The following is a 14,610-nucleotide window of genomic DNA, read 5'->3' as shown; positions in this document are numbered from 1 at the left end:
AGTCAGCGACATACGGCCGCACCGGGTTCAGTTTCCGGCTGCGGTCGTTGTTCTGGCGCCGGCCTTTTCAAGGGCACTGGCGTAATCCACACTGCGCCGATGCCGGGAGATCAGGTCCAGAATGGTCTCTCCGTCCGGACCAGGGGCGTTCAGATCCCGATTTTCGGCAACAAAAAACCCGATAAAGCGTTCAAAGTCTTCCGCCCGCATGGCCTGGTAGGCTTTCAACAGGGCATGGTAATCAGCATTCTCGTCAGCATCCCAGGGGCGGATATCCAGAAAACTCCTCACCCGCTCGTCGCTCCATTCTTCGCCAATCACTTTCGGCTTGTCCGGTCCACTCATGGTTGCTCTCTCGCTTTGCTGTGCCAGTCAGTTATCGGTCGCACAGTATAAAGCCCTGAAAGCAGGACAGTTATATGGATTGCTCATGAGAAGCTACGCACCGGCTATAAGACTCAGGGCATGATTTCGACAGGCAGGTCGCCAGTGGGAACCTCATCGCTGCATTCGGGGTTGCGGATGGCGATTTCCACTCGCCGGTTCAGGGCCCGGTTCTCCGGCGTGTCGTTGGGCGCAAGCGGGTTGGTCTCGGCACGCCCGGCCGCCACCACCCGCTCAGCCGGTACCTGACGGTTCATCACCAGCTCGTGCACCACCGACACGGCACGGGCCGCGGAAAGATCCCAGTTGGAGCGGTAGCGGTCGCTGGAAATCGGCCGGTCATCGGTGTAACCGGACACCAACACATCGCCGGTACACGCCGAGAGCACGTTCACCACCCGTTCGATGATCGGGATCATTTCCGGTTTGATGGCGGCATCACCGGATCGAAAAGTAGCCTCCTCGGAAAAGCGGATCACCACCTGGTTCTGGTCGTAATTGACACTCAACGCTTCGGAGGCCACCTCCGATTCCAGCTCCCGGATCATCCGGCTGGCCAGATCGATCACACCACCGGGAATCTGCGTGGGCGCGGCCCCCTCGGCCCGCTCATCGATGAATTCGGGCTCCCGGGTCTGGGACTCGGTGGGCTCGGGCAGGGAGACGGTATCCGATTCGATCATGGTCAGTGGGGAGCCGCCGATATCCTCGGCCAGGACGTTGCTGGAGCCAAAAGCCACCGCCATGGAATTCGCCATGGCACGGTACTTCTCAACGTCCATTTCGGCAAACGACAGCAGCAGAATGAAAAAAGTCAGCAGCAGGGTGGCCAGATCGGCGAAGGTTACGATCCAGCCCGGCGTCTGGTTCTGCAAACGCTTCCGGTTTTTCTTCTGGACCAGTTCCAAACCCTCAGGCCTCCCGCTCCGGCGCCAGGCCGGTGCGCTGTTCCGGGTGGACAAACGAGGACAGCAGTTCGGTCATCACCCGGGGATTCTCGCCGCGCATGATGTTCTTGATGGAAGTGATGATAAGCATCTGGTTCCGGGACTCATCCTCGGCTTTCAGTTGCAGCTTGTCGGCCAGGGGCAGGGCAATCAGCTGGGCAATAAACGCACCGTATAGGGTAGTGAGCAGGGCGATCGCCATGGCCGGACCAATGGAGGATGGGTCATCCAGGGTATTAAGCATCTGTACCAGGCCCACCAGAGTGCCCAGCATGCCAATGGCCGGGGCGGATTCACCGATACCACGGAACACCCGCTCGGCCACTTCGTACCGCTCGGCAGTCTGCTGGGTTTCCTGGGCCAGCGCCTCTTCCACCAGTTCCGGCGGGTGACCGTCGACACACAGATTGATCGCCTTCTGAAGGAACGCGTTGTCAGTCTGGTGGTTCTCCAGGCCCAGAATGCCTTCTTTACGCACCACCATGGCCAGCGAGCCCACTTCCCGGATCAGTTCCGTTGGCCGCGCCATACGGTCGGTAAAGGCAGCAGACATGGCCAGCCGGAAAGCGCTCATCACCGATGCCATGCGGAATTTGATCAGGGTAACCGCAAAGGTGCCACCCAACACGATGGCCAGCCCCGGAAGATTCAGGAACGTCAGGAAGGAGGCATTGGCCAGCATCGCCAGAATGACGATAAGAACACCGGCGACAAGCCCGACAAGGGTAAGAATGTCCATCGAAAATCCCTACGGAAGTTGACCATGAGCATAGCCCATCACGGGCACAGCGGCTCAGTCGTTACGCAATTCATCGATGACGGGGCGGGTGGCAGGACTCACCCCGCGCCAGATCCGGAACGATTCCGCTGCCTGCTCCACCAGCATACCAAGCCCGTCGTGAACGATCTGTGCGCCCTGTTCAAGTGCCCACCGGTTAAAGGTGGTGGTCTGCAGAGAATACATCATGTCGTAGACCACGGTTTTCTCTGCAATCACCTTCGGTGACAGCGGGGGCAAATCGCCCTGGAGGCTGGCGCTGGTACCGTTGATGATCAAATCAAACGGCTCAGAGGGCTGTTCGAATCCGCAGGCAGAAAGCCTGGTCTCGCCAGCCACGGGTGTAAACAGTTCAACCAGGGCCTCAGCCTTGGCAACGGTTCGGTTGGCGATGGTAATGGCGCCAGGATGCTCCGCCAGGATCGGACCCAGAACACCCCGAACGGCGCCTCCGGCACCCAGCACCAGAATCCGCGCTGCGTTCAGGGTGACACCGTGGTTTATGAGCAAGTCACGGACAATACCGCACCCGTCGGTATTGTCAGCGACAAGCACGCCATCACCATCCAGGTACAGGGTATTGGCGGCCCCGGCATTCTCGGCACGCTCGGTACGACGGTCCGCCAGCTTCCAGGCTTCTTCCTTGAAAGGCACGGTCACATTGAGGCCCTTCCCGCCCCGCTCGAAGAACTGTTTTACGGTGCCGGCGAAATCATCCCGCGGCGCCTGTATCGCCGTGTACTCAACCGGCTCACCGGTCTCGCTGGCAAACAGGCTGTGAATCCTGGGTGATTTGCTGTGGCTGATGGGGTTGCCAACCACAGCGTATAGATCGTTAGTCATGCTGCGCCTCCAGCCAGTCCCGGCCGGTCAGGAAATAGTCGGTTAGCCGGGCTTCCTCCGAGCCAGGCTCCGCGGTCCGGTTGTAATCCCAGCGCACCAGGGGCGGCAGGGACATCAGGATGGATTCCGTCCGACCGCCGGATTGCAGGCCAAACAGCGTACCGCGGTCATAGACGAGATTGAACTCCACGTACCGTCCTCGACGATAGAGCTGGAAGTCCCGCTCGCGGTCACCGTATGGATGGTCCATGCGGCGCCGGACTATGGGCTCGTAGGCTTCAATGTAGCTGTCACCTACCGCTTTCATCAGGCCGAAATCCTGCTCGAAGTCGCCTGTGTTGTGGTCGTCAAAAAACAGACCACCAACGCCGCGGGGTTCATCCCGGTGTTTCAGATAAAAGTAATCATCGCACCAATCCTTGAAGCGCTTGTAGGTGCCCTCTCCAAACGGCTCGCAGGCGTCACGGGCTGTCTGGTGCCAGTGCACACAGTCTTCTTCGAAACCGTAGTAAGGCGTGAGGTCGTAGCCACCACCAAACCAGTACACTGGCTCACTGCCCTTCGGTGTGGCGATGAAAAACCGGACGTTGGCGTGGGACGTCGGCACAAAAGGGTTGTTAGGGTGGATAACCAACGACACCCCCATGGCCTGCCAGGGAGCACCGGCCAGATGCGGGCGGTGGGCGGTGGCGGAGGCCGGCATGGTGTCACCCATCACGTGGGAAAAATTGACACCGCCTTTCTCGAACACGCGACCCTCTGTAATAACACGGCTGATACCACCGCCACCCTCCGGTCGGTCCCAGGCATCCCGAATGAAAGATGCGCCCTCATCGAGGGCCTCCAGCCGGCTACAGATCGACTCCTGCAATCCCAGCAGATACTGCTTTACCGCCTGGCTATCGGGTTGCTGTGGCATAAACGCTCCTAACGAAGTTGCTGACCGCTGACAATATCAATAATACGGCTGGGTTTGCGATTACCGCCCAATGCGCCGGGCACGATCCAGTCAAGCTGATCGCCGAAATAGCGCCGGACTTGCCAGATATGCCGGGCCGGCTGGCGCCCTGCCGGGTTGCAGGAGGTGGAAACCAGGGGCATTCCCGCCGCCTTACACAGGGCGCCCACCACGGGGTGCTCGCTGACCCGCACCGCGATGGAGGTGTGCTTCCCGCGCACCCATTCCGGGATCTGCCGCTCGACATCGGGCAGGAGGCAGGTCACAGGTCCCGGCCAGTAGCGCTCTGCCTCGTCTTGAAGCGCCTGAGACAGGGGCTCCAGAAGGAAGCGGATCTGGTCGACAGACGAAGCCACCAGAATCACGCCTTTCTCAACCGGGCGCTGCTTCAGCTCCAGAATCCGCTCCACCGCCTCCTGATCCCAGGGATCACAACCCAGGCCCCAGACAGCCTCGGTGGGATAGGCGATAACACCGCCACTGAAAATCGTGCGGCGGGCACAATGCAGTTGCCAGTCAGAAAGGGGATGGGAATCGGGCATGCGCCTCTGTCAGGGTTGATCAGGGTAGATGTTCACACCGGTTTCACGCGACTTTCTGATAGCCCCCCGGGGCCGAACTGATGAGCCCCTGCAACTCGAGAAGCAATAGGGACTGCATGAGCTGGTCGGCGGGAAGACCGGTCGCTGAACTCAGTGCATCGGTTGATTGTGGATCATACCCTAAAGCCTCAAATACCGCGATTTCCCGGCTGTCCAATCCGGCCAGGAGTCCTTTGCCCTGCGGCTTTGGCTCTGGCGCCGAGTCAGGGCCGGCCTTAAGCGGCGGAGACCACCAGGCACCCAATTCTTCGAGAATGTCGTCCACCGTCTCAACCAATCGAGCACCCTGTTTGATCAAGTGATGACAGCCCCGGGCAACCGGACTGTGCACCGACCCGGGAATAGCGAAAACTTCACGCCCCTGTTCCAACGCCATTCGCGCAGTAATCAGGGAGCCACTGCGCAGACCCGCCTCCACCACCAGCACGCCCCGGCTCAGGCCGCTGATAATACGGTTGCGCTGGGGAAAGTGGGCGGCTCGTGCCGGCGTACCGGGGGGATACTCAGAAATCATCAGACCATGCTGAATGACCCGCTCACCAAGCCGTCGATGCTGATGGGGGTAGATGCGGTCGAGGCCGCGACCAACCACCGCGATGGTCGGAAACCCGGCATCGAGCGCACCGGCGTGGGCAGCACCATCAACACCAAGCGCCAGACCACTGGTCACCAGCAACTCCCGGGAACTGAGTTCCGCAGCAAACCGTCGGGCATGGTCCAGGCCGGCCGGCGTGGCCTTCCGGCTGCCGATAATACCGATCTGGTCCCGGGCCATAAGCCCCGTATCACCGAGGGTATACAGCACCAGGGGCGCGTCGTGGATGTGCCGCAACTGCTCCGGGTAATGACTATCCGGCCAGGTCAGAATCCCGATGCCATGCTTGCAGCAATTGTCCCTGATCGCCCGGACCTCACGTACCGCCGGATGGGCATCATCCTGCTTTTGCCAGGCCTGGATTGCCGCCGTGGCGTCTGCAGTCATGCCCATGGCCCGCAAGGTGGCGGCATTCATTGAGAGGAGTCGGGGCAGGTCAGGAAATTCTGTCAGCAGTTCACGCCGACGGGCACGGCCAACGTCTGGCAGGCATGTCAGAAACAGCCATTGGGCTGTGGCAGAGGAAAACACGGCATCGTCCTTGGAAAAAGCGAGGCCGGACCTTCCTGGTCCGGCCGTTGCATCTGTCGGTAATCAGTCAATCAGGGGTTGGTAACCTTGTCACCCACTGTCAAAGCACGGGTGGCCTGAAGTACCAGCCCGTAGCTCATTTTTTCGTAGGCCTGGAACACCATCAGCAGCCCGGCACGCTCGGAGGGCAGTTCGATGGTTTCTCCGGTTACCGGATCGCGAACCAGATTGCCGCTTTTCAGCACGGCCATCACGTTGCCCGCTTCCAGCCCTTCGCGGGTACCTCGGTTGATGGCCACCACATCGAACTGACCGATCTGGCTCACACCGCCGTCGACGGAGATCATCTGTCCTTCCACATCCTGGTCAGGAGCGCTGGGCACAAAGCTGGTGGTCAGACGACGGTCTTCGCTCACCATCAGCCGGTCACCAATGCGAACTTCTTCGCTGGAGCTGGTCAGATTTACGGTCAGCACGTCGCCGTTTTCCCGGGCCACGTCACCACGGGCAATACTCCGGGCCTCCAGACCAAGGAATTCGCCAGTTTCCGGGTCGCGGAACTCCTTGCTGCGGCGGAAGATACCCACTTTGTCCGCAGGCTTCTCGCCACGGGCATAGAGTTTGTCGCCGGCACCGGTAATAATCCGGCCATCTTCCCCTTCCAGAACGTAAGGGGCGCCATTGATTTCTTCCGGGCTGACAATACGGGTGTCGGTGAGGAAGCTGCCAATGGCATCCAGCGGGATAGCCGGGATCGGCGTGTCGATGGGCTCGGACCGAACCTTCGGCGAGAGCTTCACCACATCGCTGCTGGCCACCTTGGTAATTCGGGGTTTGCCGTCGATGTAAACCAGGGCAAGGCGATCACCAGGATAAATAAGGTGAGGGTTGGCGACCTGCGGGTTCACATGCCATATTTCCGGCCAGTACCAGGGATTATTCAGAAAACGGGCCGAGATGTCCCAGAGGGTGTCACCCTTCACAACGGTGTAACGCTCGGGATGATCGGACCGCAGCTCCGGTGCAGCATGGGCCCAGGAGGTTATAAGCAGCGTAGTTGCTGCCAGAGCGTACAGCAGTTTCCTCATTGTGTAAGTCCTTGATCGCGTGCCTTGATTCTTTGCATTCTGTTGGGATGCAGTCAGTTACCTGCAGCTTATTACGTTGTTATTCCAGTTACTATAGAAGAAGTCTCGCAAATTGTGATGTTATCTTTTGTTCTTCCAGTAAATTCTATCCCGCCGCTGAAAGATTTTAACTATTAACTGATCAGTTTGTACTCAATCGACGAATTGTTGGATAATACGCCTATAGGCGCTGATAACCCTTCCAGCCGTTGAAAGCTGGGGCCTTGACCCGATAATAGTAGAGGCAGGGCGAAAATTTGCGCAGTACGCTGTCGCATTTCGAAGATCGGTTTCACATTGTTACAAACAGCAGCAAAGTCATGAGGGGTGCCGCCCTATAAACTGCGGGCATCCCGACATACAGGCAAAAGATCGACCTATGATACTAGAGATTCTCGAATACCCGGATCCCCGTCTGCGCACCATTGCCAAGCCGGTAGAAGAGGTGACAGACGCTGACCGCAAGCTGATCGACGACATGTTCGAGACCATGTACGATGCGCCCGGTATTGGCCTGGCGGCGACCCAGGTCAACGTTCACAAGCAGATCATTGTCATGGATCTGTCGGAGGACAAGAGCGAGCCGAGGGTATTTATCAATCCGGAGGTCACCGTGCTGGATGGCGAGAAAGAGGCCATGCAGGAGGGCTGCCTGTCGGTTCCGGGATTCTACGAAGACGTCGAACGGATCGAACACTGCATGATCCGGGCGTTGGACAGGGATGGCAAACCGTTTGAACTGGAGGCGAAAGGCCTGCTGGCAGTCTGCATCCAGCATGAGATGGATCACCTGAACGGGAAGCTGTTCGTTGACTACCTCAGCTCCCTCAAGCGTAACCGGATTCGCAAGAAGCTGGAGAAGCAGCACAAGAAGAGCGCCTGATCAGGCTGCAGGCGAGCGAATAACCAGACACTATCTTCCGGACCGGGTCATGACCCGGTCTTTTCGTATTACGACGAAACAGAGATCACAACACCGTGCGACTTGTTTTTGCTGGCACCCCGGATTTCGCGGCAACCGCGCTCAAAGCCTTGATTGCCGCCGGCCACACCATCGTTGGCGTTTATTCCCAGCCGGACCGTCCCGCCGGCCGTGGCCGGAAACTGCAACCCAGCCCGGTCAAGCAGGTGGCGCTGGACCATGAGATCCCGGTCTTTCAGCCCGAAACACTGAAAACAGCCGAAGCGCAGAAGCAGTTGGCCGACCTGAAGCCGGACGTGATGATCGTCGCCGCCTACGGCCTGATCCTGCCAAAGGCGGTGCTCGACATTCCCACCCACGGCTGCCTGAATATCCACGCCTCGCTGCTGCCACGCTGGCGCGGTGCCGCTCCCATCCAGAGGGCGATCGCCGCAGGCGATGCGGAAACCGGCATCACCATCATGCAGATGGACGAAGGCCTGGATACCGGGGCCATGCTGTTGAAATCCCTGACCGCTATCGATACGAGCGACACCGGGGGCAGCCTGCACGACCGGCTTGCGGAGCTCGGTGGCAAGGCCATCATCGAGGCCCTGGAGCTTTTAAAGAAAGGTGAACTCACCGGGGAACCGCAGAACGACGACCTCGCCTGCTACGCCAGCAAACTGAGCAAAACCGAGGGCCATATTGACTGGGCCACGGACGCCACAGCCATTGAACGGCTGATTCGAGCTTTCAACCCCTGGCCCGGAACCTACACCGATCTGGGCGATCAACGGATCCGCATTCACGAAGCCCGCGCCCTTGTGACAGACAGCGACGCGTTTCCCGGCACCGTGGTGCATAGGGATCGGGACGGGATCGATATTGCCTGCGGCAACGGCACCCTGCGCATCACCCGCCTGCAACTGCCAGGCTCCCGCGCCCAGAGCGTGAATGACCTGATCAACGGCGGCAAAGAACTGCTGATGCCCGGCCAGGAGCTGCGCTGACATGGGGGACCGACAACAGCCCATGCGCGCCATCGCCGCAGGCGTGATGCTGGCCGTGGAAAACGGCCAATCCCTGTCCCAGTGCCTTCCGCCAGCCCTGAACCGCCTGCCCGGCAACGAACGCCCCGAACTCCAGGCGCTTTGTTATGGTACGTGCCGCTGGTTTCACCGACTGGAGGGCGAACTCAATGGCCGGCTGAAAAAGCCCCTGCGCAAACCGGACCGCGTCGTCCATCACCTGATGCTGGTGGCCCTGTTCCAGTTGCGATTCAGCCAACAGGCGACCTACGCCATACTCAATGAAACCGTCGAAGCCTGCCGGGCCCTGGACAAACCGCACCTGACCGGCCTGGTGAACGGGGTACTCAGGGCCGCAGAACGGGAAGGCGCACCCGAGCCGGCAGACGATTCTGCCCGTTTCAGTCACCCCGTCTGGATGGTGGAAAAACTCCGCCACAACTGGCCGGAAGACTGGCAGCAGATTCTGAACGCCAACAATGCGCAGGCGCCCATGACATTGAGGGTGAACGCGTTGCGTTTTTCCCGTGACGAGTATCTCGGCCTGCTGAAAGAGGCTGGCATTGAGGCGAGCCCAACCCGTTTCGCACCCCACGGCATTCAATTGGCCCATCCTGTGCCTGTCGACCAACTACCCTGGTTCGCTGACGGCGCCGTGAGCGTGCAGGATGAAGCGGCGCAGCTGTGCACGACCCTGCTGGATCTGGCGCCAGGCCAGAGAGTTCTCGATGCCTGCGCCGCGCCTGGGGGTAAAACCTGCGCAATCCTGGAAAGTTGTGGCGAACTGGCAGAAGTGGTCGCCATAGATGAATCCGCGGAACGCCTGCCTCGGGTCCAGGAGAATCTGGATCGCCTGGATCTGGACGCCACTCTGAAACAGGCCGATGCCGCTGCGACCGACCAATGGTGGGACGGCGAGGCATTCGATCGCATTCTGCTGGACGTGCCCTGCAGCGCCAGCGGCGTGATTCGCCGTCATCCCGATATCAAGTTATTACGCCGTGAATCGGACATTACTCCCCTTGCGGCTATACAGCTCGGGTTACTGGACGCGATGTGGGCTATCCTGAAACCCGGAGGCCGGCTGGTGTATGCCACCTGTTCGGTGTTCCCCCAGGAAAACCACCGTATAATTCAGCGGTTCTGCAAGCAGCAGACCGATGCCATCCTTGTTGAGCCAGAGGCTCAGTGGGGGCGCGATATGGGTGCGGGGCGGCAACTGCTCCCCGATCCGGACAGCCATGACGGCTTCTTCTATGCCGTGCTGGAGAAACCCGAACCATGAAAATCCTGATTCTCGGGGCCGGCCAGGTCGGCGGAACACTCGCCGAAAACCTTGCCAACGAAGCCAACGACATCACCATCATCGATTCCGACAGTGCCCGGTTGCGGGAGCTGCAGGATCGGCTTGATATCCGCACGGTACAGGGTGCGGCGTCCTATCCGACGTCACTGCGCCAGGCCGGGGCCGAAGATGCCGACATGCTCATCGCAGTGACCAACAGCGACGAGACCAACATGGTGGCGTGCCAGGTCAGCAAGCTTCTCTACAAGACACCGACTACCATCTGCCGGGTGCGGGCCAACGCCTACCTGGCAAAATCGGAGCTGTTTTACCAGCGTGACCAGACCAAGGATCTGGACAGTCTCCGCGGCTTCCCGATCGACGTTCTGATCAGCCCAGAGCATCTGGTGACCAAGCACATTACGCGGCTGATCGAAAACCCCGGCGCCCTGCAGGTGCTTGAGTTCTCCAAGGGGCTGACCCGTCTGGTGGCCATCCGCGCCACGAAGGGCGGGCCTCTGGTGGGCCATGAGCTGTCTTACCTGCGCACCCACATGCCCAAGATCGATACCCGGGTGGCGGCAATTTTCCGGAAAGACCGGGCAATCATGCCCGAAGGAAACACGGTAATTGAGGACGGCGATGAGGTGTTCTTCATTGCTGCGGCCGACCACATCAAGTCGGTCATGAGTGAGCTCCAGCCGCTGGTAAAACCTTACAAGCGCATCTTTATCTGCGGCGGTGGCAACATTGGCCAGCGCCTGGCCAACACCCTTGAAAGCCGTTACCAGGTCAAGCTGCTGGAACGGGACCACGAGCGCTGTGTGATGCTTTCTGAAAACCTGCGCAAGACCGTGGTGCTCGAAGGCAACGCCGCCAACAAGGACATCCTGCTGGAAGAGAACATCGAAAACACCGATGTATTCTGTGCGGTGACCAACGACGATGAAGCCAACATCATGGCCTCACTTCTGGCCAAGCGCCTCGGTGCCCGCAAGGTACTGACCCTGATCAACAACCCGGACTACGTGGACTTGATCCAGGGTGGCGACATCGACGTGGCCATCTCGCCCCAGCAAACCACCATCGGCAGTCTACTGACCCACGTACGCCGGGGCGACGTGGTAAACGTTCACTCACTGCGCAGGGGCGCTGCCGAGGCGATCGAAGCAATTGCCCACGGCGACCATCGATCGTCCAAGGTGGTGGGCAAACGGCTGGATGAAATCAACCTGCCGGAAGGCACGACCATCGGTGCCATTGTCCGTCGCAACGAAGTTCTGATCGCCCACGATCACCTCCGGATACAGCCGGATGACCACGTTATCCTGTTCCTGGTCGATAAAACCCGCATCCGCGATGTAGAAAAACTGTTCCAGGTTGGGCTCACCTTCTTCTGACTTAGAAATACACAGCCAGCACGCGTATAATGCGCCTTTCTTTTTTCAGAGCGTCCCGAAGGATAACCGGGGCGCCACACACAGACTGATCAGCAGGCAACCGTCGTGACAGACAAGGCAACAAAACAGACTACTCCGGATATCGGGACCTTCCAGGGCCTGATCCTGGCTCTGCAGAATTTCTGGGCGCAGCACGGCTGCGTGGTTCTTCAGCCCCTGGACATGGAAGTGGGTGCCGGCACCTTCCACCCGGCCACCTTCCTGCGTGCCATCGGGCCGGAAACCTGGAACGCTGCCTATGTACAGCCCAGCCGCCGCCCCACCGACGGCCGTTACGGTGAGAACCCCAACCGCCTGCAGCACTATTACCAGTTCCAGGTGGTTCTGAAGCCATCGCCGGATAACATCCAGGAGCTGTATCTGGATTCACTGCGCGCGCTCGGCCTGGACCCGCTGGTGCACGACATCCGGTTTGTGGAAGACAACTGGGAGTCCCCGACGCTGGGCGCCTGGGGGCTGGGCTGGGAAATCTGGCTGAACGGTATGGAAGTCACCCAGTTTACCTACTTCCAACAGGTTGGCGGCCTGGAGTGCTTCCCGGTTACCGGCGAGCTGACCTACGGGCTGGAGCGCATCGCCATGTACCTGCAGGGCGTGGACAGCGTATACGATCTGGTCTGGACGGAAGGCCCTGACGGTGTGGTCACCTACGGTGACGTGTTCCACCAGCAGGAAGTGGAGATGTCCACCTACAACTTCGAGCACGCCGACACCGAGTTCCTGTTCCACAGCTTCGATGTTCACGAGCGGGAAAGCGCTCGCCTGATTGAAGCGGGCCTGGCACTGCCAGCCTACGAGCAGGTACTCAAAGCCTCCCACACCTTCAACCTGCTGGACGCCCGCCACGCCATCTCGGTGACCGAGCGTCAGCGTTTCATTCTTCGGGTTCGCACCCTGGCTCGAGCCGTTGCCCAGGCCTACTTCGACAGCCGCCGCTCGCTCGGCTTCCCGCTCGCCCCCGAGGCGTTGCGCAAGGAAGTCCTCGCCGCGGCTGACGCCACCGACGACAAGGCGAAAAGCAAGAAGGGCAAAAAAGCGAAGAAGGCACAGCAGGAACAGGGGAACGCATAACCATGGCTACACAGGATTTTCTGGTCGAACTGGGCACCGAAGAGCTGCCCCCCAAGGCCCTCAAGCCGCTTTCTGATGCCTTCACCCAGGGCATTGCACGAGGTCTGGAAGAAGCAGGCGTCGAATTCGCAACGGTTGAAAGTTTTGCCGCTCCGCGCCGTCTGGCCGTGCGCATCCGGGATCTGGCCGATTCCCAGCAGGACAAGTCGGTTGAAAAGCGTGGTCCTGCCGTCAAGGCGGCATTCGACGATGCAGGCAACCCGACCCGCGCGCTGACCGGCTTTGCCACCTCCCTGGGCGTCACCCCGGACCAGCTCGACACCCTGGAAACCGACAAGGGTGCCTGGGTGGTCTACCGCACGGTCGAGCAGGGCAAGCCCACCGTGGAACTGATGCCGGAACTGGTGGAGCAATCCCTGGCCAGCCTGCCGATTCCCAAGCGCATGCGCTGGGGCGCCCACCGCACCGAGTTCGTTCGCCCGGTGCACTGGGTCGTCATGCTGTTTGGCAACAAGGTGATTGAAACGCCGATCATGGGGCTGAACCCGGGCAACAAAACCCGCGGCCATCGCTTCCACTGCCCGAAATCCCTGATCGTGCCCACGCCGAATGATTACGAAGTCGTTCTCAAACAGGAAGGCTATGTGATCGCTGACTTCGCGGAGCGTCGGGAACAGATCCGTGCCGGCGTGACCGAACTGGCCGAAAAGGAAGCTGGTGGCAAAGCGGTCATTGATGAAGACCTGCTGGACGAAGTCACCGCACTGAACGAGTGGCCTGTGCCTTTGATGGGCCGCTTCGAGGAGCGTTTCCTCGAGGTACCGGCAGAAGCGCTGATTTCTTCCATGAAGGAACACCAGAAGTACTTCCACGTGGTGGCTGCCGATGGTGAAATGCTGCCGCTGTTCATTACCGTTGCCAACATCGAGAGCAAGGATCCGTCCCAGGTAATCTCCGGTAACGAGAAGGTGATCCGGCCCCGCCTGTCCGACGCCGCCTTCTTCTACGAAACCGACCGGAAGACCAGGCTCGAAGATCGCGTTGACGCCCTCAAGCCCATCGTATTCCAGGAGAAACTGGGCAGCATCTACGACAAGTCTGTACGCGTCGCGGCCCTGGCGAAGAAGATCGCCGACGCCATCGGCAGTGATCCGGCGTTGGCCGAGCGCGCCGCCATGCTGGCCAAGACTGACCTGGTGACCGAAATGGTGCTGGAGTTTACCGATCTTCAGGGCATCATGGGCCAGTATTACGCCGCCAACGACGGCGAACCGGAAGACGTGGCCAAGGCGTTGAACGAGCAATACATGCCCCGTTTCGCCGGCGACGATTTGCCAACAACCCTGACCGGCTGTGCCATTGCCATCGCGGACCGCCTGGACTCCCTGGTGGGCCTGTTCGGTATCAACCAGCCACCATCGGGCACCAGGGACCCGTTCGCCCTGCGCCGCGCTTCCCTGGGTGTGTTGCGTATTATCATCGAGCGTGAGCTGCCGCTGGATCTGCAGACCTGCTGCGAATGGGCGGAAGAAAACTTCACGGTTCTGACCGAACAGAATACCGCCAGCACGGTTGTCGACTACATGCTGGATCGTTTCCGCGCCCACTACGATGAGCAGGGCATCGGCGCCGAGGTTTACCTGGCTGTTCATGCCCGCCGTCCGACCCGCCCGCTGGATTTCGACCGCCGGGTGAAAGCAGTGGAAGCCTTCCGCCAGCTGCCCGAGGCCCAGGCCCTGGCCGGGGCCAACAAGCGGGTTTCCAACATCCTGACCAAGCAGGGTGGTGACAGCATCGGTGAAACGGTCGACCCCAGCCTGCTGCAGGACAGCGCCGAGAAGGCGCTGGCCGAGCAGGTCGACCAACAGGCTGCCAAGGTCGTGCCGCTGTTCGAGAACGGCGACTACGCCAGCGCCCTGAGCTTCCTGGCCAGCCTGCGGGAACCGGTGGATAACTTCTTTGATGAAGTGATGGTCATGGCTGACGACGATGCCATCCGGAACAACCGACTGGCGCTGTTGAACCGTCTGCGCAACCTGTTCCTGCGCGTCGCGGATATCTCCCTGCTGCCCACAGCAGGCTGAGGCCGGACGAAGG

General features: G+C 60.1%; 14 protein-coding genes. 6 read left to right on the top strand and 8 right to left on the bottom strand.

Features of this window, described 5'->3' with window-relative positions:
• Positions 1-27: 27 nt before the first annotated feature.
• From SIC15_RS00255 to SIC15_RS00220, 8 genes are all read right to left on the bottom strand, one after another.
• The gene (locus tag SIC15_RS00255) at positions 28-345 is read right to left on the bottom strand and encodes a PA4642 family protein (protein WP_412536817.1); all 318 of its coding nucleotides are present in this window, start codon (positions 343-345) and stop codon (positions 28-30) included.
• Between the two features lie 113 nt (positions 346-458).
• Positions 459-1,292, bottom strand: a complete 834-nt coding sequence (locus SIC15_RS00250) for a flagellar motor protein MotB (protein WP_069182450.1) — start codon at positions 1,290-1,292, stop codon at positions 459-461.
• A gap of 4 nt (positions 1,293-1,296) precedes the next feature.
• On the bottom strand, positions 1,297-2,070 hold the full coding sequence (locus SIC15_RS00245) for a motility protein A (RefSeq protein ID WP_069182449.1): 774 nt from the start codon (positions 2,068-2,070) through the stop codon (positions 1,297-1,299).
• A gap of 54 nt (positions 2,071-2,124) precedes the next feature.
• Complete coding sequence (gene aroE, locus SIC15_RS00240; protein WP_412536816.1) at positions 2,125-2,952, bottom strand: shikimate dehydrogenase; 828 nt, start codon at positions 2,950-2,952, stop codon at positions 2,125-2,127.
• A complete protein-coding gene (gene hemF / locus SIC15_RS00235; protein WP_291904977.1) occupies positions 2,945-3,871 on the bottom strand; it encodes an oxygen-dependent coproporphyrinogen oxidase in 927 nt (308 codons plus the stop codon). Before hemF ends, aroE begins: the two co-directional genes overlap by 8 nt.
• Before the next feature lie 8 nt (positions 3,872-3,879).
• Positions 3,880-4,452, bottom strand: coding sequence for an L-threonylcarbamoyladenylate synthase (locus SIC15_RS00230; protein WP_069182446.1), 573 nt, complete (start codon positions 4,450-4,452; stop codon positions 3,880-3,882).
• Between the two features lie 43 nt (positions 4,453-4,495).
• Positions 4,496-5,638, bottom strand: a complete 1,143-nt coding sequence (gene dprA / locus SIC15_RS00225) for a DNA-processing protein DprA (protein WP_412536815.1) — start codon at positions 5,636-5,638, stop codon at positions 4,496-4,498.
• A 71-nt stretch (positions 5,639-5,709) separates the two neighbouring features.
• Complete coding sequence (locus SIC15_RS00220; protein ID WP_069182444.1) at positions 5,710-6,726, bottom strand: LysM peptidoglycan-binding domain-containing protein; 1,017 nt, start codon at positions 6,724-6,726, stop codon at positions 5,710-5,712.
• 418 nt (positions 6,727-7,144) lie between these two features.
• Between SIC15_RS00220 and def the strand changes: the two genes are divergently transcribed.
• The 6 genes from def to glyS all read left to right on the top strand — a co-directional run bounded on the left by def (position 7,145) and on the right by glyS (position 14,597).
• Positions 7,145-7,648 (top strand): peptide deformylase, encoded by a 504-nt coding sequence (def, locus tag SIC15_RS00215; protein ID WP_069182443.1) that lies wholly within the window; start codon positions 7,145-7,147, stop codon positions 7,646-7,648.
• A gap of 95 nt (positions 7,649-7,743) precedes the next feature.
• Positions 7,744-8,679, top strand: a complete 936-nt coding sequence (fmt, locus tag SIC15_RS00210; RefSeq protein WP_412536814.1) for a methionyl-tRNA formyltransferase — start codon at positions 7,744-7,746, stop codon at positions 8,677-8,679.
• Between the two features lies 1 nt (position 8,680).
• Complete coding sequence (gene rsmB, locus SIC15_RS00205; RefSeq protein WP_412536813.1) at positions 8,681-9,982, top strand: 16S rRNA (cytosine(967)-C(5))-methyltransferase RsmB; 1,302 nt, start codon at positions 8,681-8,683, stop codon at positions 9,980-9,982.
• Positions 9,979-11,382, top strand: a complete 1,404-nt coding sequence (trkA, locus tag SIC15_RS00200) for a Trk system potassium transporter TrkA (protein WP_069182440.1) — start codon at positions 9,979-9,981, stop codon at positions 11,380-11,382. Before rsmB ends, trkA begins: the two co-directional genes overlap by 4 nt.
• A gap of 105 nt (positions 11,383-11,487) precedes the next feature.
• The gene (glyQ, locus tag SIC15_RS00195) at positions 11,488-12,513 is read left to right on the top strand and encodes a glycine--tRNA ligase subunit alpha (protein WP_291904961.1); all 1,026 of its coding nucleotides are present in this window, start codon (positions 11,488-11,490) and stop codon (positions 12,511-12,513) included.
• Between the two features lie 2 nt (positions 12,514-12,515).
• The gene (gene glyS / locus SIC15_RS00190; RefSeq protein WP_412536812.1) at positions 12,516-14,597 is read left to right on the top strand and encodes a glycine--tRNA ligase subunit beta; all 2,082 of its coding nucleotides are present in this window, start codon (positions 12,516-12,518) and stop codon (positions 14,595-14,597) included.
• The last annotated feature ends 13 nt before the right edge of the window (positions 14,598-14,610 follow it).

The sequence above is a fragment of the Marinobacter sp. MIT932201 genome, from assembly GCF_047123295.1.
GTDB classification, from domain to species: Bacteria; Pseudomonadota; Gammaproteobacteria; order Pseudomonadales; family Oleiphilaceae; genus Marinobacter; species Marinobacter salsuginis.
This window is presented reverse-complemented; position numbering and strand designations above follow the sequence as displayed.